The sequence below is a fragment of the Herbaspirillum robiniae genome, assembly GCF_002213415.1.
GTDB lineage: Bacteria > Pseudomonadota > Gammaproteobacteria > Burkholderiales > Burkholderiaceae_D > Herbaspirillum > Herbaspirillum robiniae.
This window is the reverse complement of record NZ_NJGU01000004.1, coordinates 12,890-32,833: the sequence shown is the minus strand read 5'-3', so window position 1 is coordinate 32,833 and position 19,944 is coordinate 12,890. Positions and strand designations below refer to the sequence as shown.

19 protein-coding genes are annotated in these 19,944 nt (G+C 65.2%); 8 read left to right on the top strand and 11 right to left on the bottom strand.

Features of this window, described 5'->3' with window-relative positions; genetic code table 11:
• Positions 1-10: 10 nt before the first annotated feature.
• The 4 genes from secG to CEJ42_RS06895 form a co-directional block, all read right to left on the bottom strand.
• Entirely contained in the window at positions 11-388 is a 378-nt protein-coding gene (gene secG, locus CEJ42_RS06910; RefSeq protein WP_079214398.1) for a preprotein translocase subunit SecG, read from the bottom strand.
• Positions 389-465: 77 nt separating this feature from the next.
• Positions 466-1,215, bottom strand: coding sequence for a triose-phosphate isomerase (gene tpiA / locus CEJ42_RS06905; RefSeq protein WP_088750460.1), 750 nt, complete (start codon positions 1,213-1,215; stop codon positions 466-468).
• 118 nt (positions 1,216-1,333) lie between these two features.
• A complete protein-coding gene (locus tag CEJ42_RS06900) occupies positions 1,334-2,311 on the bottom strand; it encodes an NAD(P)H-quinone oxidoreductase (RefSeq protein WP_088750459.1) in 978 nt (325 codons plus the stop codon).
• A 21-nt stretch (positions 2,312-2,332) separates the two neighbouring features.
• Positions 2,333-2,884, bottom strand: a complete 552-nt coding sequence (locus tag CEJ42_RS06895; protein ID WP_088750458.1) for a winged helix DNA-binding protein — start codon at positions 2,882-2,884, stop codon at positions 2,333-2,335.
• Positions 2,885-3,080: 196 nt separating this feature from the next.
• Here CEJ42_RS06895 and pxpB point away from each other — a divergent pair, with 196 nt between their 5' ends.
• The 6 genes from pxpB (at position 3,081) to CEJ42_RS06865 (ending at position 8,634) form a co-directional block, all read left to right on the top strand.
• The gene (pxpB, locus tag CEJ42_RS06890; protein WP_088750457.1) at positions 3,081-3,743 is read left to right on the top strand and encodes a 5-oxoprolinase subunit PxpB; all 663 of its coding nucleotides are present in this window, start codon (positions 3,081-3,083) and stop codon (positions 3,741-3,743) included.
• Positions 3,740-4,774: a 5-oxoprolinase subunit C family protein gene (locus CEJ42_RS06885; RefSeq protein ID WP_079214393.1), complete on the top strand. Its 1,035-nt coding sequence runs from the start codon at positions 3,740-3,742 to the stop codon at positions 4,772-4,774. The genes pxpB and CEJ42_RS06885 overlap by 4 nt, the downstream gene beginning before the upstream one ends.
• 9 nt (positions 4,775-4,783) lie before the next feature.
• Positions 4,784-5,524, top strand: coding sequence for a 5-oxoprolinase subunit PxpA (pxpA, locus tag CEJ42_RS06880; RefSeq protein WP_079214392.1), 741 nt, complete (start codon positions 4,784-4,786; stop codon positions 5,522-5,524).
• A 312-nt stretch (positions 5,525-5,836) separates the two neighbouring features.
• The gene (locus CEJ42_RS06875) at positions 5,837-6,565 is read left to right on the top strand and encodes a DUF969 domain-containing protein (protein ID WP_079214391.1); all 729 of its coding nucleotides are present in this window, start codon (positions 5,837-5,839) and stop codon (positions 6,563-6,565) included.
• Positions 6,562-7,548, top strand: a complete 987-nt coding sequence (locus CEJ42_RS06870) for a DUF979 domain-containing protein (RefSeq protein WP_079214390.1) — start codon at positions 6,562-6,564, stop codon at positions 7,546-7,548. Before CEJ42_RS06875 ends, CEJ42_RS06870 begins: the two co-directional genes overlap by 4 nt.
• A gap of 81 nt (positions 7,549-7,629) precedes the next feature.
• Positions 7,630-8,634: a DUF2891 domain-containing protein gene (locus tag CEJ42_RS06865; protein WP_088750456.1), complete on the top strand. Its 1,005-nt coding sequence runs from the start codon at positions 7,630-7,632 to the stop codon at positions 8,632-8,634.
• A 96-nt stretch (positions 8,635-8,730) separates the two neighbouring features.
• On the opposite strand, the gene CEJ42_RS06860 is transcribed toward CEJ42_RS06865, so the two are convergent.
• From CEJ42_RS06860 to rpsO, 3 genes are all read right to left on the bottom strand, one after another.
• Positions 8,731-10,017, bottom strand: coding sequence for an NAD(P)/FAD-dependent oxidoreductase (locus tag CEJ42_RS06860; protein WP_079214388.1), 1,287 nt, complete (start codon positions 10,015-10,017; stop codon positions 8,731-8,733).
• Positions 10,018-10,401: 384 nt separating this feature from the next.
• On the bottom strand, positions 10,402-12,537 hold the full coding sequence (gene pnp / locus CEJ42_RS06855) for a polyribonucleotide nucleotidyltransferase (RefSeq protein WP_088750455.1): 2,136 nt from the start codon (positions 12,535-12,537) through the stop codon (positions 10,402-10,404).
• Positions 12,538-12,861: 324 nt separating this feature from the next.
• Positions 12,862-13,131, bottom strand: a complete 270-nt coding sequence (gene rpsO / locus CEJ42_RS06850; RefSeq protein WP_079214386.1) for a 30S ribosomal protein S15 — start codon at positions 13,129-13,131, stop codon at positions 12,862-12,864.
• Positions 13,132-13,362: 231 nt separating this feature from the next.
• Between rpsO and CEJ42_RS06845 the strand changes: the two genes are divergently transcribed.
• The gene (locus CEJ42_RS06845; protein WP_079214385.1) at positions 13,363-13,887 is read left to right on the top strand and encodes a hypothetical protein; all 525 of its coding nucleotides are present in this window, start codon (positions 13,363-13,365) and stop codon (positions 13,885-13,887) included.
• Between the two features lie 78 nt (positions 13,888-13,965).
• Here CEJ42_RS06845 and CEJ42_RS06840 read toward each other — a convergent pair whose 3' ends face one another.
• The 4 genes from CEJ42_RS06840 to CEJ42_RS06825 form a co-directional block, all read right to left on the bottom strand.
• The gene (locus tag CEJ42_RS06840; RefSeq protein WP_079214384.1) at positions 13,966-15,318 is read right to left on the bottom strand and encodes a GntP family permease; all 1,353 of its coding nucleotides are present in this window, start codon (positions 15,316-15,318) and stop codon (positions 13,966-13,968) included.
• Positions 15,319-15,438: 120 nt separating this feature from the next.
• Complete coding sequence (locus CEJ42_RS06835; RefSeq protein WP_079214383.1) at positions 15,439-15,822, bottom strand: RidA family protein; 384 nt, start codon at positions 15,820-15,822, stop codon at positions 15,439-15,441.
• 93 nt (positions 15,823-15,915) lie between these two features.
• Positions 15,916-17,436 (bottom strand): N-acyl-D-amino-acid deacylase family protein, encoded by a 1,521-nt coding sequence (locus tag CEJ42_RS06830; RefSeq protein ID WP_088750454.1) that lies wholly within the window; start codon positions 17,434-17,436, stop codon positions 15,916-15,918.
• A 1-nt stretch (position 17,437) separates the two neighbouring features.
• Entirely contained in the window at positions 17,438-18,322 is an 885-nt protein-coding gene (locus CEJ42_RS06825) for a MurR/RpiR family transcriptional regulator (RefSeq protein ID WP_079214381.1), read from the bottom strand.
• A gap of 251 nt (positions 18,323-18,573) precedes the next feature.
• On the opposite strand from CEJ42_RS06825, the gene CEJ42_RS06820 reads away from it, so the two are divergent.
• The gene (locus CEJ42_RS06820) at positions 18,574-19,866 is read left to right on the top strand and encodes an amino acid deaminase (RefSeq protein ID WP_079214380.1); all 1,293 of its coding nucleotides are present in this window, start codon (positions 18,574-18,576) and stop codon (positions 19,864-19,866) included.
• The last annotated feature ends 78 nt before the right edge of the window (positions 19,867-19,944 follow it).

Genomic DNA, 19,944 nt, shown 5'->3' with positions numbered 1-19,944 from the left:
CCGCAAAAGCTTATTTCGGAATCTGATTGGATTGGTCGGCCGGCTTGGCGGCATCGGCAGGAGCTGCCGGTGCTGCAGGCGCCGCCTGCTGGGCCGGAGCGGGTGCTGCGGCGGGCAGGCTGTCCATCACGCCGCCGCTTTGCGAGACGTGGTGATTGCCGATGAAGGTCAGGCCCAGGGTGGCGACAAAAAAGATGCCAGCGGCGACCGCGGTCGACTTCGACAGGAAGTTCGACGAACCGGTGGCGCCGAACAGGCTGCCCGATGCGCCCGAACCGAAGGCCGCGCCCATGTCGGCGCCTTTACCGTGCTGCAACAGCACCAGGCCGATGATCGCCAGCGCAGCCAGCACCTGAACCACTACCACTACCAAAAACAAAGTATTCATTTAAACGAGTCCACTCTTGATGTTTCAACTGCCCGTCGCCGAAGTATCCATCCCTCGGCTGACAAACCCTTTACAGCTCAGGCCGCGGCCTGGATGATCGCCAGGAAATCGGCCGCCTTGAGCGCCGCGCCGCCGATCAGGCCGCCGTCGATGTCGGCCATGACCAGCAATTGCACGGCATTGTCCGGCTTCATGCTGCCGCCGTACAGGATGCGGACCTTGGCGGCCGCTTCCGCACTCTTGGCCGCCAGGCGTGCGCGCAGCATCGCGTGCACTTCCTGCGCCATTTCCGGCGTGGCGGTCTTGCCGGTGCCGATGGCCCAGACCGGCTCGTAGGCCACGACGATGCGCGCAGCCTCGTCCGCAGCCAGCGCTTCCAGCACCACATCCAGCTGGCCGCCCACCACTTCATTGGTCTTGCCCGCCTCGCGCTGCTCCAGCGTCTCGCCCACGCACACCACCGGAACCAGGCCGGTCTTGAGCGCGGCCACGGTCTTGGCGGCGACCGCCGCATCGGATTCGCCGTGATAGGCGCGACGCTCCGAGTGGCCGATGATCACGTATTGCACGCCGAATTCCTGCAGCATGGCGGCCGACACCTCGCCGGTGTAGGCGCCCGAGGCGTGCGCCGAGATATCCTGCGCGCCCAGCGCCACGGCCGAACCGGCCACCGCGCCCTGCACTTGCGCCAGGTACGGCGCCGGAACGCATACCGCGACGTCGCAAGCCTGCGCGGGCAGGCCATCCTTGATGCCGGCAACCAGGGCCGTGTTGGCAGCCAGGCTGCCGTTCATTTTCCAGTTACCCGCTACAAGTTTGCGACGCATAGGCTTTGTTCAGACGAGGTTGGTACAAAATTTGATTAACCTCGCATTGTAGCCGGTTGCCGTAAAGACGGCAAACCGGACAAGCACGGCATTGCGACGCACCAACGGCGCCGCGGGCTTACAGCTCGAGCATGATCTTGCCGATATGGGCGCTGCTCTCCATCATCGCGTGCGCCTGGGCGGCCTGCGCCAGCGGGAAGGTATGGTGGATGACCGGGCGGATCTTGCCGACCTCGAGCAGCGGCCAGACGCGCTCGCGCAGGCTGGCGGCGATCGCCGCCTTGAACGCGACCGGGCGCGGGCGCAGGGTCGAACCGGTAATGGTCAGGCGGCGGCGCATCACCTGCCCCATGTCCAGTTGCCCCTTGCTGCCGCCCAGCTGGGCGATGAAGACCAGCCGGCCGTCGTCGGCCAGGGTCTTGATCTCTCGCGGGAGGTAGTCGCCGCCGACCATGTCCAGAATCACATCAACGCCGCGGCCGCCAGTGAGCTCCTTGACCACAGCCTCGAAATCCTCGGTCTTGTAGTTGATCGCGCGCTCGGCGCCCAGCTCTTCGCAGGCGCGGCACTTGTCGGCGCTGCCGGCCGTGGCGAACACGCGATGGCCCAGCGCCCGGGCGATCTGGATCGCCGTCACGCCGATGCCGGAGGAACCGCCCTGCACCAGCAGCGTCTCGCCCTCGGACAGGGCGCCGCGGTCGAACACGTTGCTCCAGACGGTGAAGTAGTTTTCCGGCAAGGCTGCCGCCTGCAGCGCGCTCAGCCCCTTGGGCACCGGCAGGCACTGCGCCAGGGGCGCCGCACAGTATTCGGCGTAACCGCCGCCCTGCACCAGCGCGCACACCAGGTCGCCCTTGCGTAATCCGCTGCCGGCCAGGTCGCCGTCGACGATCTCGCCGGCCACTTCCAGCCCGGGCAGATCGGAAGCGCCCGGCGGCACCGGATAGTTGCCGGTGCGCTGGAACACGTCGGGGCGGTTGACCCCGGCCGCATGCACCTTGATCAGCACCTCGCCCTGCTTGAGCTCCGGCAGCGGCCGCTGGCACAGCTGCAATACCTCGGGGCCGCCATATTCCTTAATTTCTATCGCTTGCATGTCCTATCCTTTTAAAACCGCTTACAGCGACGCCGCCGCGCGCGCGGCGGTGTCATACAAACCGGAGGCGTTGCGCAGCAGTTGCGCCGCCTCGCCGATCGCCTGGTTGGGGATGCCGCTCTCGACCTGCACCTCGATCAGGCAGCGCTCGCGCACTTCGCGATACTTCATGCACAACTCCTGGCCCGAGGCGGTGGTCGAGAACAGCAGCTCCTTGCCGGCCTTCTCGCTCTTGACGTAACCGGCCTTCACCAGCTTTTTCAATGCATAGGTGACCACATGGGTGTCTTCGACGTTCAGCACGAAACAGATATCGGCGAGCTTCTTCTTGCGCTCGCGATGGTTGACGTGATGCAGCAAGGACACCTCGATGGCGGTCATGTCCTTGGCGCCGGCGGCCGCCATGCAGCGCACCATCCAGCGGTTGAAGGCATTGCTGGCCATGATCAGGGCGTATTCGAGTTCGGAGAGTTCGGCGCTGCGCTCGGAGACCAGGTGCTGGGAAGACACGATCTTGGTGGCTTTGTTTTGCCCGGCGGCAAGCTGGACGGGCGTTTGCGTCTCGTTGTTCATGGAATGTCCCGGCGTATAGCGTCGAAATGACAACACTATATCGCAAAGGCAAATAAATAATTTATCGACATATTGTTTATATTTTATTTGGACTGTAATATCCGCAAAAAATGTAGGGCATCACAAAGACGCACCTTGACCCTGTCCGGACCATCCGCAGACAGGCTCTTAAACAAGCACAGGCGAGGCGAGACACATGCAGGGACCTCAGATCCACCCGCTGGGCGACAGCGCGCTGCTATGCAGCCTGCCCGCACCGGCCACGCTGCCGCAACAGCAACGCATCTGGGCCCTGGCCGAACTGGCCGGCGGCTGGGATGAAGTCGGCGAAGTCGTGCCGGGCATGAACAACCTGACGCTGATCACCCGGCGTCCCGTAGTCGACCTCGACGCGCTGGCCAGGCGCATCGACCAGGTCTGGCCCAAGCTCAGCGGCGCCGCATCGGAAGGCCGCACGGTCGAGATCCCGGTGGTCTACGGCGGCGCCGGCGGCCCCGACCTCGACGCCGTCGCGCGCCACACCAAACTCTCCACCGACGAAGTCATCCGCCGCCACAGCGCCGGCGAATATGTGGTCTATTTCATCGGCTTCATGCCCGGCTTCGCCTACATGGGCGGCCTGGCCCCGGAGCTGGCCACGCCGCGCCACACCACGCCGCGCATGGCGATCCCTGCCGGTTCGGTGGGCATCGGCGGCGAGCAGACCGGCATCTATCCGATGGCCTCCCCCGGCGGCTGGCAATTGCTGGGAAGGACCGCCCTTCCCCTGTTCGATCCTGCGCAGGAACCGCCGACGCTGCTGCGCCCCGGCGACCGTGTGCGCTTCGTCGTAGAACGCGTGGAGCGAGTGGAACAATGATAGAAATCATCCAACCCGGCATGCTGGCCTCGGTGCAAGACCTCGGCCGCCACGGCCACCGCAGCCTGGGCATCCACCCCGGCGGCGCGCTCAACACGCTGGCGCTGTCGATGGCCAACCTGCTGGTGGGCAACCCGGTCGGCGCGGCCGGCATCGAAATCACCATGGGCGTCTGCGAGATCCGCTTCAAGTCCGCCACCCGCATCGCGCTGGGCGGCGACGACATCGGCGCCACGCTGGACGGCAAACCGGTCGCGGCCTGCTGGAGCATCCCGGTGCGCGCCGGCAGCACATTGAAACTCGCGCCGGCCACGCCCGACCATCCGGGCCAGCCGCTGCGCCACAGCATGCGCACCTATCTGGCCGTGGCCGGCGGCATCGACGTGCCGCCGGTGCTGGGCTCGCGCAGCACCGATCTCAAGGCCGGCTTCGGCGGCCACCAGGGGCGCGCGCTCAAGCGCGGCGACAAGCTGCCGATCGGCGACGCGGCACACGCCGCCGCGGTCGCGCACGGCCCCGCCTTCGGCGTGCGTTCGCCGCGCTGGAGCGCACTGGCCATGCGCGAGGACGAGAACAGCGGGCATGTCACCCTGCGCGTGCTTCCCGGCCCCGAGTTCGACCAGTTCACCAATGCCTCGAAGGATGTGCTGTGGTCGCATGCTTGGCGCGTCACGCCCAACAGCAACCGCATGGGCTACCGCCTGGAGGGCGGCGAGCTCAAGCGCAAGCATGGCCGCGACATGCTCTCGCACGGCGTGGTGCCGGGCGTGATCCAGGTGCCGCCGTCGGGCCAGCCCATCATCCTGATGGGCGACGCCCAGACCACCGGCGGCTACCCCAAGATCGGCGTGGTGATCGGCGCCGATCTCTGGAAGCTGGCGCAGGCGCCGCTCAACGCCACCCTGCGGCTTGAGCCCTGCGACATGCAGGCCGCGCTGGACGCCGCCGAAGAACAGCAACGCTATCTGGACTCCATCCGCGACACGGTTGCCGCACTGGACTGGTCGCGCGCGACGCTTTACCGAAAATAAGGACACGCCATGCATATCGACCTCAATGCCGACCTCGGCGAAGGCTGCGACACCGACGAGCAATTGCTGACCCTGGTCAGCTCCGCCAACATCGCCTGCGGCTGGCATGCCGGCGACGCCGCCACGATGCGCCGCAGCGTGCGCTGGGCAATCCAGAACCACGTCGCCATCGGCGCCCATCCGAGCTTTCCCGACCGCGAGAATTTCGGCCGCAGCGCCATGCAGCTGCCGCCCGAAGACATCTTCAGCGGCATGCTGTACCAGCTGGGCGCGCTGGACGCCATCGTGCGCGCCGAAGGCGGCCGCATGACGCACGTCAAGCCGCATGGCGCGCTGTACAACCAGGCCGCCAAGGATGCCGTGCTGGCCAACGCCATCTGCGCCGCCATCCGCACCTTCAATCCCGAACTCAGCCTGTACGGCCTGGCCGGCAGTGAGCTCATTGCCGCCGCGCGCCACGCCGACCTCAACGCGGTGGAAGAAGTGTTCGCCGACCGCGCCTATGAAGCCGACGGCAGCCTGGTCTCGCGCACCAAACCCGGCGCCATGATCGAGAACGACGAGGACGCGATCGCCCAGACCCTGTCGCTGGTGAAGGACAAGCAGGTCAAGGCCATCGACGGCAGCATCGTCAGCGTCAATGCGCAAACCGTCTGCCTGCACGGCGATGGCGCGCACGCGCTGGATTTCGCGCGCCAGATCCGTGCGCGCCTGCACGAAGAACGCATCGCGGTGCGCGCCGTCGCCTAAGCGAAGGCGCGCACCGGAAGAATTACGTTTTTGTTGACTACGTTTTTTTGATTACGTTTTTGTTGTCCCGTTTCGAGCAGTCGGCAACGTCGCAGGCCTGACCTCGGCATCATCCGGTCAGTCGCAGCACAGCAGTTCCCAAGCAGTCCCAGCAATAGCAGCAGCAAAGAATGAGGCCCGGAAGATGCCGCAGGCGTCGTCGCGCGCCCACGCGTTTCATCGCGCGGGAACGTGGCCGTCGCACACGCGTCATTGGCACGGGCCTTGCAATCGCCATCACGTATTTCGTCTTTCAACACTAGGGAGTTTTTCATGGAGAGCACGACTCTGCTGCCGCTGATCGGGATACCGATCGTCGTGGCCGGCTTTGCGTTACGTTTCAACCCCCTGCTGGTCGTGACCGTCGCCGGTCTGTCCACCGGGCTGGCCGTGGGCATGGACTTCGGCACCTTGCTGGAAACCTTCGGCGAGAAGTTCGTCAACAGCCGCACGCTGGCGACCTTCCTGCTGATCCTGCCGATCATCGGCCTGCTCGAACACTACGGCCTGAAAGAGCGTGCCCAAGCATGGATCTCCAGTATCGCCAGCGCCACCTCGGCGCGCATCCTGATGCTGTACTTCATCGTGCGCGAAGCCACCGCCGCCCTGGGCCTGATCTACCTCGGCGGCCAGGCGCAGACAGTGCGCCCGCTGCTGGCGCCGATGGCTGAAGGCGCCGCCGTCAACCTGTACGGCGAAGACCTGCCGCAGCACATCCGCGACAAGATCAAGGCGCACTCGGCGGCCTGCGACAACATCGCGGTGTTCTTCGGCGAAGACATCTTCATCGCCTTCGGCGCGGTGCTGCTGATGGATGCCTTCCTGAAGGAAAACGGCATCACCAACATCGAGCCGCTGCACATCGGCCTGTGGGCCATCCCCACCGCGATCTCCGCGCTGGTCATCCACATGTTCCGCCTGACCCGCCTCGACGCCTCCATCCGCCGCGACGTCGAAGCCTGGAAAGCCACCCAATCCGACTCCTCGAAGGTGCACGCATGAGCACACTGATCACCATCAACCGCATCTACTACCTGATCGGCATCATCGTCATGGTGCTGGTCGCGATGACCCTGCGCGACAAAGGCAATCCCAAGCGCCTGACCACGGCGCTGTTCTGGTTCCTGTTCGGCGCCGTGTTCCTGTTCGGCGACCTGCTGGTCGACAGCCTGGGCAAGTCCATGGCGTATCGCATCATCGGCGCCACCGTGATCATCATCTCGCTGATCGCCGGCACCGGCCTGCTGTCCATGGGCACCTATGCCACCTCCTCGCATGAGGAACGGGTGGCGTCGTCCAAGCGGCTGGGCAACTGGCTGTTCTTCCCGGCCGTGCTGATCCCGGTGGTGACCGTGGCCTGTACCGTGCTGTTGAAGGGCGTCTCGGTGGGCGGCATGTTCCTGCTCGACCAGAAGCAGCTGACGCTGGCGGCGCTGTGCGTGGCCTGCGTGTGCGCGCTGATCGCCGGCTGGGTGCTGACCCGCGGCACGCCGCTGCAAGCGGTGCGCCAGTCGCGCCGCCTGGTCGACTCGATCGGCTGGGCCGCGATCCTGCCGCTGATGCTGGCCATGCTGGGCGGCGTGTTCGTCGCCGCCAAGACCGGCAACTCGGTGCAGCAGGTGGTGAGCCTGTTCGTCAACCCGGACAACCGCTTCCTGGTGGTGGTGATCTACTGCGTCGGCATGGCGCTGTTCACCATGGTGATGGGCAATGCCTTCGCCGCCTTCCCGGTGATGAGCGCCGGCATCGCCCTGCCCTTCCTGATCCTGGGCCATCATGCCGACCCGGCGCCGCTGGTGGCCATCGGCATGTACTCCGGCTACTGCGGCACGCTGATGACGCCGATGGCGGCGAACTACAACATCGTGCCGGCGGCACTGCTGGAACTGAAGAACAAGTACCAGGTCATCAAGGTGCAGATCCCGACGGCGCTGACGCTGCTGACGGTCAACGTGTTCCTGATGTACTTCCTGGCTTTCCGCTGATCCCGGCCGCCGCGACCGCGCACCGCGGTCGCGGCACCGCAGCCGCATCACACCGCATCAACCTGCTTCAAGGAGTCCCCCATGCAACTGAGCATCCAACAGGCCGAGGCTTTCGCCCGCATGCCGCTGACCTACCTGCGTCAGGAATATCCCAACCACATCATGCACGTACTGCACGGCGACCAGGACGCGCTGTCGCCGCGCGCGCTGCACCCGGTGTTCTACGGCTGCTACGACTGGCACTCGGCGGTGCACGGCTTCTGGCTGCTGCTGCGCTGCGTCCACCTCTATCCCGAACTGCCGGCCAAAGCCGACATCAACGCCATCTTCGACGAGCACTTCACGCCCGAGCTGATGCGGCGCGAAACGGACTACTTCCAAGTGGACGGCCGTGCGCCTTTCGAGCGTCCTTACGGCTTCGGCTGGATCCTGGCGCTGGACCAGGAACTGGCGCAGTCGGCCCTGCCGAACGCCGCAGCCTGGCGCCAGGCCATGCAGCCGCTGACCGCCGAAATCCGCAGCCGCCTGCTGGCTTACCTGTCCAAGCTGAGCTATCCGATCCGGGTCGGCACCCACTACAACACCGCGTTCGCGCTGGCGCTGTCGCTGGACTATGCGCGCCATGTGCAGGACGGCGAACTGGAAAGCGTGATCGTCAACGCCGCGCGCAACTACTACGGCCACGACGTCGACTATCCGGCGCACTACGAACCGGGCGGCGACGAATACATCTCCGGCGGCCTGACCGAGGCGCTGCTGATGACCAAGGCGCTGCCGGCCGGCGCTTTCCAGCCGTGGTTCGACAAGTACCTGCCGCGCATCACGGAAGTCACGCAGATCATGCAGCCGGCGCATGTGTCCGACCCCACCGATCCCAAGATCGCCCACCTCGACGGCCTGAACCTGTCGCGCGCCTGGTGCATGAAGAACATCCTGCGCCACCTGCACGCCGACCATCCGGCGCGCAAGGCCATCGACGATTCGGTGGAACGCCACATCAAGGCCTCGATCGACCAGGTAGTCGGCAGCCATTACAGCGGCGGCCACTGGCTGGCCAGTTTCGCGCTGCTGGCGCTGGAGGGCTGAGGCGCAGCTTCCGGGCTCTGCAAAAACCGGCGTCGCCAATGAAAAAGGCCTCCATGCATTCACGCATGGAGGCCTTTTCCGTTCTTCAGGGCGACATCATTCCAGCGGCAGCTTGTGCCCTTCTTCTGCCCGCTCGCGCATGGTGGAGGAAATCACCCGCGCGCTGCGCTTGAAGGTCAGATACGCCCAGGCCCAGTCGCTCATCACCATGATGCGGTTGCGGAACCCGATCAGGAAGTAGACGTGCACGAACAGCCAGAACAGCCAGGCCGGATAGCCCGAGAACTTCAGCTTGCCCACCATCGCGATGGCGGCCTTGCGACCGATGGTGGCCAGCGAACCGTAGTCCTGGTAGGCAAAGGCTTCGGTCGGCTTGCCCGCGATGCGGTGCTTGATGTTGCGCGCGGCCACGCGTCCCATCTGCTTGGCTGCCGGCGACACGCCGGGCACCGGCTTGCCGTCCGACTGCGCGGCGGCGAGGTCGCCGATCACGTAGACGTCGTCGCGGCCGGCGATGTTGAGCTCGGCCGACACCGGCACCCGCCCGGCACGATCCAGCTCCACGCCCAGCGACTTGCCCAGCGGCGACGCCGCCACCCCGGCCGACCAGATCACGGTGCGCGAAGCCAGCGTCTGCTCGCCGTCGAAATTGGCGTAGCGCACGCACTTCTCGTCGATGTGCACCACGCGGCTGCCGGTGCGCACATCCACGCCCAGCTTTTGCAGCTGGTCGCGCGCCTTCTCCGACAGGTCGGGCGGATAGGCGCCGAGGATGCGGTCCGAACCCTCGATCAGCACCACGCGCGCCGAATGCGGGTCGATGTTGCGGAATTCGCCGGAGAGCGTGTGGCGGGCGATCTCGACCAGCGTACCGGCCATTTCCACACCGGTGGCGCCGCCGCCGATGACGGTGAAGGTCAGCCATTCCTGGCGACGGCGCGCATCGGTCTCGCGCTCGGCGTACTCGAAGGCCATCAGGATGCGCTTGCGGATCTCGAAGGCGTCTTCCAAGGTCTTCAGGCCCGGCGCGAGCTGCGCCCATTCGTCGCGGCCGAAATAGCTGTGGGTGGAGCCGGCGGCCACGATCAGGTGGTCGTAGGCGATCGATGCGCCGTCTTCCAGCGTGACGGTCCTGGCGACGACATCGATGGCGGTGACGGCGGCCATCAGGGTCGTCAGGTTGCGCTGCTCGGAGAGGATGGCGCGGATCGGCGCGCTGATGGCCGGCGCCGACAGGCCTGCGGTGGCGACCTGGTACAGCAGCGGCTGGAACAGGTGGTGGTTGCTGCGATCGATCATGGTGATGCGCACATCGGCGCCGGCCAGTTCCCTGGCGGCGGCCAGGCCGCCAAAACCACAACCGATGATGACTACGTGGGGCATTGCCTTCCTTTCAAAAGTAAGAGCCGCCAGCAAAACGCCGCTGGTCAAACTGCGCTGATGCCACCGGCGCTTTGTTGACGGCCCTGAATAGTTTTTATGCCCGCCCCGCTGATGCCGGCGGCGGCGCTGTCCCCTACTCTCTATTCGGATGAGCCTGCATCGCCTGATCGCGGTTCCCCTGAGACCGCGATCGGGAGCAAAGATTGATCTCCCTCAATGCAGGCATACAGAATCGCATAAATTCGCGGCAAAAGCACTTGGCCACTTTGTCATACCCTGCCCGCGGCCTGTCGCGGCGCCAAAGAAAAATCCCCCGGACCTTGCGGTCGCGGGGGATTTTCCGGTCAGCGGACATCCGGTCGCAGGGACCGGATACCAGACTGATTAGTGCGCTTCCTGCGGAGCGGCGTCAGCCGACTCTTCAGCCTGCGCGGCCTTCATCGACAGCTTCAGGCGGCCGCGGTCGTCGGTCTCCAGGACCTTGACGCGAACCTGCTGGCCTTCCTTCAGGTAGTCGGCAACGGCGTTGACGCGCTCGTTGGCGATCTGGCTGATGTGCAGCAGGCCGTCCTTGCCCGGCAGGACCTGGACGATGGCGCCGAAGTCCAGCAGCTTCAGGACGGTGCCTTCGTAGACCTTGCCCACCTCCACGGAAGCGGTCAGTTCTTCGATGCGGCGCTTGGCTTCCTGGCCGGCAGCAGCGTCCACGGAGGCGATGGTGACCACGCCTTCGTCGCTGATGTCGATCTGGGTGCCGGTTTCTTCGGTCAGCGCGCGGATCACGGCGCCGCCCTTGCCGATCACGTCACGGATCTTCTCGGGGTTGATCTTGATGGTGATCAGGCGCGGTGCGAAGTCGGACAGCTCGCCACGGCCGGCGGGCACGGCTTCCTGCATCTTGCCCAGGATGTGCTGGCGGCCTTCCTTGGCTTGCTCCAGCGCGACCTGCATGATTTCCTTGGTGATGCCCTGGATCTTGATGTCCATCTGCAGCGCGGTGATGCCATCGGCAGTACCGGCCACCTTGAAGTCCATGTCGCCCAGGTGATCTTCGTCGCCCAGGATGTCGGTCAGGACGGCGAACTTGTTGCCGTCCTTGATCAGGCCCATGGCGATGCCGGCCACGTGCGCCTTCATCGGCACGCCGGCGTCCATCAGCGCCAGGCAGCCGCCGCACACCGACGCCATCGACGAGGAGCCGTTGGATTCGGTGATTTCGGAGACCAGGCGCACCGAGTAGCTGAACTCGTCAGCGGCGGGCAGCGCGGCCAGCAGCGCGCGCTTGGCCAGGCGGCCGTGACCGATTTCACGACGCTTCGGGGTACCGACGCGGCCGGTTTCGCCGGTGGCGAACGGAGGCATGTTGTAGTGGAGCATGAAGCGGTCGGTGTACTCGCCCAGCAGGCCGTCGATCTTCTGCTCGTCGCGCGCGGTGCCCAGCGTGGCCACGACCAGCGCCTGGGTTTCGCCGCGGGTGAACAGGGCCGAGCCGTGGGTACGCGGCAGCACGCCGGTACGGATCGAGATCGGGCGCACGGTGCGGGTGTCGCGGCCGTCGATACGCGGTTCGCCTTCCAGGATCTGCGAGCGCACGATCTTGGCTTCCAGGTCGAACAGGATCGAGCCGACTTCGGCTGCATCGGCGGCGATGGTGCCGTTGGATGCGGCTTCGGCGACCAGCGCTTCGTTGACTTGCGCCGACACGGTCTTCAGCTTTTCGGTACGGGCTTGCTTGTCCTTGGTCTGGTAGGCTTCGCGCAGCGGGCCTTCGGCCAGTTGCGAGACGCGCGAGATCAGGGCTTCGTTCTTGGCCGGGGCGGTCCACTGGACTTCCGGCTTGCCGCCTTCGCGCACCAGTTCATGGATGGCGTCGATCACGGCCTTCGATTGCTCGTGGCCGAACACGACCGCGCCCAGCATCACTTCTTCGGACAGCTGCTCGGCTTCGGATTCGACCATCAGCACGGCGCTTTCGGTGCCGGCCACGACCAGGTCCAGTTGCGAGGACTTCAGTTGGGTCTGGGTCGGGTTCAGGACGTACTGGCCATCGATGTAGGCCACGCGCGCGGCGCCCACAGGGCCGGCGAACGGGATGCCGGCGATCGACAGTGCGGCCGAGGCGCCGATCATCGCGGGGATGTCAGGATCGATTTCAGGGTTGACCGACAGCACGTGCACGATCACCTGCACTTCGTTGAGGTAGCCTTCCGGGAACAGCGGGCGGATCGGACGATCGATCAGGCGCGAGGTCAGGGTTTCCTTTTCGGAGGGCTTGCCTTCGCGCTTGAAGAAGCCGCCGGGGATGCGGCCGGCCGCGTAGGTCTTTTCAATGTAGTCGACGGTCAGCGGGAAGAAGTCCTGGCCGGGCTTGGCTTCCTTGCGGGCCACCACGGTTGCCAGGATCACGGTGTCTTCAACCGACACCACCACGGCGCCGGAGGCCTGGCGAGCGATTTCGCCGGTTTCCAGGGTCACCTGGTGCTGGCCGTACTGGAAGGTCTTGGTCACTTTATTGAACACGGTATTTCCTTTCTTTATTGAGGCCCGCCCGACTGTGTCACGGTACGGAACCTCTTTTTGCCGACAGATTTTCAGGCGCTGTCGTTCACCTCACCACAGCCGCGCCTGGGCGACGCGGCTTACGACGAACGTGGCCGGACTGCGCCACGATGAGACAAAAACGATGAAACCGGGCTTTCCTGCTGCAAAAGCCCCCACCGGTGCTGTTGGTGGAAACGATTCCGCCTGCAATCACGGAATCGCAAAAAACAAAATGCCCGCGTCAGCAAGTGACGCAGGCATTTTTGCTATGACCCGGAAACCGGATGGAGACGCGGAGTCAAATTACTTACGCAGACCGAGTTTTTCGATCAGCGAACGGTAACGGTCCAGATCCTTGCCCTTCAGGTAGGACAGCAGGCTCTTGCGACGGTTAACCATCTTGATCAGGCCACGACGGGAGTGGTGATCCTTGCTGTGTTCTTTGAAGTGACCGTTCAGGTCGTTGATACGCGCGGTCAGCAGCGCGACTTGCACTTCCGGAGAACCGGTGTCGTTCGTGCCGCGGGCGTTATCGGAGATAATGGCAGCCTTGGCTGCTTTTTCGATGGACATGCTATTTACCTTTCACAAGCGGTGTACGGAGCGTTTTGACTTGCCCTGCATACCGTGAACTAAAATTGAAATCCGGCCAAAATGGCCAGACGCGGAAGTATATAGCAAAAACCAGATTATTCAAATACTTAGAGACTGCAGCGCCGCCTTCCCGCCTGCTGAGCCGGCGATATCCGCCCCGTGCCGGGAAGCGCCCGATGCCAGGATGCCAACATACAAGGACGCCCATACATGACCTTCCGCTTTTCCCTTCCGCCCCGCTCGCGCATGACGCTGGCGGCCGCCCTGCTCGCCACGACCTTCCTCGGCGGCTGCGCCTCGCTGTTCCAGCCGCCGGTGGCGGCGGGCGAGCCGGAAGAACAGGTGCTGGCGCGACTCGGCCCGCCGACCAATGTTTATCAGGATGGCAACACGCGCCTGTTCGAATATGCCGCGGGCGCCTTCGGCCAATACCAGTACATGGCCCGCGTCGGCCCCGACCGTCGCCTGATTTCCTACCAGCAAGTCTGGACCATCGAAAACTTCCACGCCATCAAGGTCAAGCAGGACACCAAGGAGGACGTGCTGCGTCGCGTCGGCCGCCCCACCGAGATCACCCGCTACGCGCGGATCCCGTTCGACGCCTGGAACTATGGCTTCAAGGAAAGCGGCGTATGGAACTCGCAGATGACGGTCTACTTCGACGACAGCGGCATCGTGCAGAAAGTCGAGAACGGGCCCGATCCGCGCTTCGACGATTCGCGCTTCCCGTTCTGAGCGCGCCGCGCCGGAAAAAGAAAAAGGCCGCTGATGCGGCCTTTTTCAATGCGGAAATACCAACAAGATGCAGGCAGGTCAGACCACCGTCGCCAGCGCCAGCGTGAACAGCAACGCCACCACCGACACCAGGGTTTCCATCACGGTCCAGGTCTTGAAGGTTTGCGGCACGGTCATGTTGAAGTATTCCTTGACCAGCCAGAAACCGCCGTCGTTGACGTGCGACAGGATCAGCGAACCGGCGCCGGTGGCCAGCACCATCAGCTCGGGGCGGGTGCCGCCGACCGAGGACACGATGGGCGCCACGATGCCGCAGGCGGTGGTCATGGCGACCGTCGCCGAACCGGTGGCCACACGGATCAGCGCGGCCACGAACCAGCCCAGCAGCAGCGGCGACAGGTGCGCATCGGTGGCGATGCCGACGATGGCCTTGGACACGCCGCCGTCCATCAGGATACGACCGAAGCCGGCGCCCGCGCCCACCACCAGGGTGATGCTGGCGATCGGCGCCAGGCATTCGTTGGTGAACTTCAGGATCTGGTCGGCGCCGAAACCGCGCGCTTTGCCGAAGGTCCAGAAGCTGACCAGGGTGGCGATCAGCAGCGCGATCACCGAGTTGCCGATCAGGCGCAGGAAGTCGTTGGCGAAGGTCTTGGGTGCGAAGAACAGGTCGGCCCAGCTGCCGATGAGCATCAGCGCCACCGGCAACAGGATGGTGAACAGCGTGATGCCGAAGCCCGGCAGTTCACGGCCCTTCTTGCTGTCGTCGACGAACTGGGAGATCAGCGGATTGTCCGGATTGGGAATCACCACCTTGGAGATCAGCTTGCCGAAGATCGGGCCGGCGATGATGGCCGTCGGGATACCCACGATCAGCGCGTACAGGATGGTGCGGCCGATGTCGGCGCTATAGGCGGTCACCGCCAGCAGCGCCGCCGGGTGCGGAGGAATCAGGCCGTGCACGACCGACAGGCCGGCCACCATCGGGATGCCCACCAGCACCATGTTGGTACCGGTGCGCTTGGCCACGTTGAAGGCGATCGGCACCAGCAGCACGAAGCCGACTTCGAAGAACACCGGCAGGCCGACGATGAAGGCCACGACCATCATCGCCCAGTGCACGTTCTTTTCGCCGAAGGCCTTGATCATCGTATTGGCGATGCGCTCGGCGCCGCCCGACTCGGCCATCATCTTGCCCAGCATGGTGCCCAGGCCGACCACCAGCGCGATGTGTCCCAGCGCGCCGCCCACGCCCGTCTCGAACGCCTTGACGATATTGCCCATCGGCATGCCGACGGCCAGGCCCAGCACCAGCGACACCACGATCAGCACGATGAACGGGTTCATCTTGAATTTGGCGATCAGCACGATCAGTGCGATCACCGCCACCAGCGCATACACCAGCAGCGCACTTCCCTGTACAGCTTCCATCTGAATCTCCTCTTCGGAAGGTAAAACACCGGCCGACGTACTGCTCCCCTGTCGGCGCCTAAAAATTCAATTTCATTTGCGCGGAAGGCGCCGCAGCGCCTTCCATCGATACATTGCCGATCAGCGTTTGAACGCCACGCAGTCGACTTCGACCTTGCAATCCACGACCATGCTCGACACCACGCAGGCACGCGCCGGCGGATTGGCGCCGAAGTATTCCTTGAAGACCTTGTTGAAGGACTGGAAGTCGCGCGCGTCGTCCAGCCAGACGCCGCAGCGGACCACGTGTTCCGGACCGTAGCCGGCTTCCTTCAGGATCGCCAGCACGTTCTGGATGGCCTGGTGCGACTGGGCGACGATGCCGCCGTCGATCACCTCGCCGTTGACCATGGCCACCTGGCCCGACACGTACAGCCAGCCGTCGGCCGCCACTGCGCGCGCGAACGGCAGGTGCTGGCCGCCGGTGCCGCTGCCGCCTTCCACTCCGAATCGTTGAATGCTCATTACTGCTCCTTTGCTAAAAATGAATGCACCCGCGCCGGGCGCATTCCGTTTTCGATTGATGGGGTTGTCGTTGTTCGCATGCCGTGCGCCGGCTCAGGCCTCGGCGAAGGCCCGCACCGCTTCGGCCTCGCGCGCCTGGCGCGCCAGGAAGCGGCCGGCGCGCTGGCCGGTGGCTTTCTTGTCGCGACCGTTGTAGGCCAGCTTGCCGTTGACCCAGACCGCGTCGATGCCGTGCGCCGGCTGCATCGGATCGGTGAAGCTGGCGGCGTCGCGAATGGTGTCGGCGTCGAACAGCACCAGGTCGGCCCAGTAGCCTTCGCGCACGAAGCCGCGCTCATGCAGCCCGAAGCGCAACGCCGACAGGCCGGTCATCTTGCGCACCGCCACCGCCAGCGAGAACAGCTTCTGCTCGCGGCTGTAATAGCCCAGCACGCGCGGGAACGCGCCCCACAGGCGCGGGTGCGGCAGCGGGTCGTTGGGCAGGCCGTCGGAGCCGACCACGGTGGCCGGGTGCGACAGGATGCGGTTGACGTCGTCGTCGGACATGCAGTGGTAGACCGCGCCGGCCGGCATCAGGCGCCCGGCCGCGGTATGCAGGTCGACCTGCCACTCGGCGGCGATCTGCTTGAGCATCTTGCCGCCCTGCTCCGGATGCGGTTCGGACCAGGTGACCTGGATGTCGTAGTCGGAAGTGACCTGCTTGAGATCGAGCGTCGACGAACTGGCGGTGTAGGGATAGCAGTCGCAGCCCACGTGCTGGTGCTTGCCGGCCATCTCCAGGGCCTTGAGCACCTCGCTGCTGCGGCCCCAGTTCTCGACGCCGGCGCACTTCAGGTGCGAGATCACCACCGGCACGCGCGAATGCTTGCCGATGCGGAAGGCCTCGTCCATGGCATTGAGGATGTCGGCGAACTCGCTGCGCAGGTGGGTCGCGTACATCGCGCCGAATTCGGCCAGCGGCTCGGCCAACGCCAGCACTTCTTCGGTCGGCGCGTTGATCGCGTTGCCATAGGCCAGGCCGGTGGACAGGCCCAGTGCGCCGTGCTCCAGCGCCTCGCGCAGCTGGCCGCGCATGGCGGCGATCTCGTCGGCGCTGGCGGCGCGGTCGAGGCGGTCCATCTGGTTGCTGCGCAAGGCGGTATGGCCCACCAGCGCCGCCACGTTGATCGACGGCTGCGCGGCGTTGACTGCGGCGACATAGCTGGCGAAGGTCGGATAGTGGAAGGCCTCGGACTTGCCCAGCAGGTTCATCGGATCCGGCGGCTCGCCCTTGAGCGACACCGGCGCGGCGCTGATGCCGCAGTTGCCGACCACCACGGTGGTCACGCCCTGCGACAGCTTGGGGAACATCTCGGGGGTGCGGATGACGTTGGTGTCGTCGTGCGTGTGGACGTCGATGAAACCGGGCGCCAGCACGCGGCCGGTGGCGTCGATCACCTCGCCGGCCTGCCAGCCCGAAAGCTGGCCGGGCGCCGCCACGGCAACGATGCGGCCGTCGCGCACGGCGACGTCGGCGGCCACCGGATCAGTGCCGGAACCGTCGATGACCAGCGCGTTGCAGATCAGGATGTCGCAGCGGGCGCCGCTGGCGGATGCGGAATTGGATTGGCTCATGTCAGTCTCCCAGCGGCTGGTGGCGATCGCCTCCGCCGCGATGCGTGTCGAGCACGTATTTCAGCCGGCGCAGGCGTTCCTGGCTGCTTTCCTTCTGCAGCAAGGCCAGCTCCAGCACCAGCATGTCGAGCGTCACCATCATCGCGTAGCGGGATGATGACGGTTTGAAAATCAGGTCGGTCTCCAGCGTCTTGATCGGCAGCAGCACGTCGGCCATCTTCGCCAGCGGCGAGCCGAGCGCGGTGATGGCGATCACCTTGACGCCGTATTCGCGCGCCACCTCGCAGTTGGCCAGCAGCTCGGGCACGCTGCCGGTGGCGGAGAACACCAGCAGCACGTCGTTCTTGTCCAGCGTGGCGGCCACCATCTTCTGCAGGATGGCATCGTGGTAGGTCGCCACCGGGCGGCCCAGCCGCACCAGCCGGTAGCGCGCCTCGTCCGACATCATGGTCGAGCCGCCGCCCATGCCGAAGCAGTAGATCATGCGCGCGTCGCGCAGCAAGGCGGCCGCGTTCATCAGCATGTCGGGGTTCAACATGGCGCGGTTGAGCTCGAGCACTGCATGGATGTCGTTGTAGACCAGGTCGGCCAGCACGGGCGGCTGCTCCGAGGGCACGGTCTTGGCGCCGTCGAAGAAACGCTGCCCCACCGCCACCGCCTGCGCCAGCAGGAACTTGAATTCGCGCACGTCGCGGCAGCCCATGGCCTTGGCAAAGCGCGTCACGCTGGCCACCGACACGCCGGCCTTGGCGGCCAGCTCGCCGATGCTGGCGCTGGCGGCCGTCGACAGGTCGCCCAGGATGGCCTCGGCGACCTTCTGTTCCGCCAGCCGCAGCGTGCTGCTGCGCTCGGTGATGCGGGAAACGATGTCCAGGGTCTGCGCCATGAGGTCGGATCGTGACTTAGCGTAAAAATACGAATTGATCGGACTGCGGCGCATGCGCCGGAGCTTTCGCGGGGCCGGGCGATCAAAGCTGCTCGCGCTCACCCGGCCCGCCGTTTTACTGCTGCCGGGGACGCCCCGCGAGGCTCGCCGGGGTTTCCCCTAAATAATTTATGTTATTTACTAACACAGCGCAAACATAGTAAATTCAAGGGTATTATTACGTCAATCCAATTTTTACAGGAATAATTGCGATGAATGATACAAACTACCAAATTGCTTATCAGACCGGCATCATCGACCCTGTAAACAAGGGCCTGGGCCCGCTGGAGCAGCCCCTGGCGCCGCAACAGGCGGGCGCGGTGAAGTGGAATCTGCTCAACGAAGACATCAGCCTCCCGGCCGCGGTTCTCTACGAAGAGAAACTCGCTCACAATCTCGAATGGATGCAGAGCTTCGTCGGCCAGTACAAGGTCAAGCTGGCCCCGCATGGCAAGACCACCATGGCGCCCAAGCTGTTCAAGCGCCAGCTCGACACCGGCGCCTGGGGCATCACCCTGGCCACCGCGCACCAGACCCTGGCCGGCTACCAGCATGGCGTGCGCCGCGTGATCATGGCCAACCAGCTGGTGGGCAAGCGCAACATGGCCATCATCTCGGAGCTGCTGGCCGACCCTTCGTTCGAATTCTTCTGCTTGGTCGACTCGGCGGACCTGGTCGACCAGCTCGGCCGTTTCTTCTCGGAGCGCAAGCAAACCCTGAACGTGCTGCTGGAACTGGGTCCGGCGGGCGGTCGCACCGGCGTGCGCGACGACGCGCAGCAGGCGGCCGTGCTGGATGCCGTCAAACGCTGGGACAGCATCGCCCTGGCCGGCGTGGAAGTGTATGAAGGCGTGCTCAAGGAAGAGGTCGACATCCGCAGGTTCCTGCAGCGCGCGGTCGCCTGCGTCAAGGGACTGGCGCAGCAGGGCCTGCTGGCAAAACGCCTGGCACGCGGCCCGGCGGTGCTGACCGGCGCCGGCTCGGCCTGGTACGACGTGGTGGCCGAGGAGTTCGCCCAGGCCGACATCGGCCAGCCGCTGGACGTGGTGCTGCGCCCAGGCTGCTACCTGACCCACGACGTCGGCATCTACCGCGCCGCGCAAGCGCAGATCCAGGTGCGCAACCCGGTGGCGCACAGCATGCGCAGCCAGCTGCAGCCGGCCTTGCAGCTGTGGGCCTACGTGCAATCGATCCCGGAAACCGACAAGGCCATCATCGCGCTGGGCAAGCGCGACGCCGCCTTCGACGCCGGCCTGCCGTTGCCGGTCTCGCGCTTCCGCCCGGGCAGCGACGACGCGCCGCAGGCCGTGCCCGCGCATTGGGAAGTGACCGGCATGATGGACCAGCACGCCTACCTGAAGATCGCCGCCGGCGACGATATCAAGGTCGGCGACATGATCGCCTTCGATATCTCGCATCCCTGCCTGACCTTCGACAAATGGCGCCATCTGGTGGTGGTGGACGGCAAGTTCGACGTGACCGACGTGGTCCAGACCTTCTTCTGACATTCCTGTTAAGCTTTCGCGCCGCGCCGCCGCCCTGCTCCTTCATGCGGCCAGGCGGCCGCGCGCGGCAATCCTCCT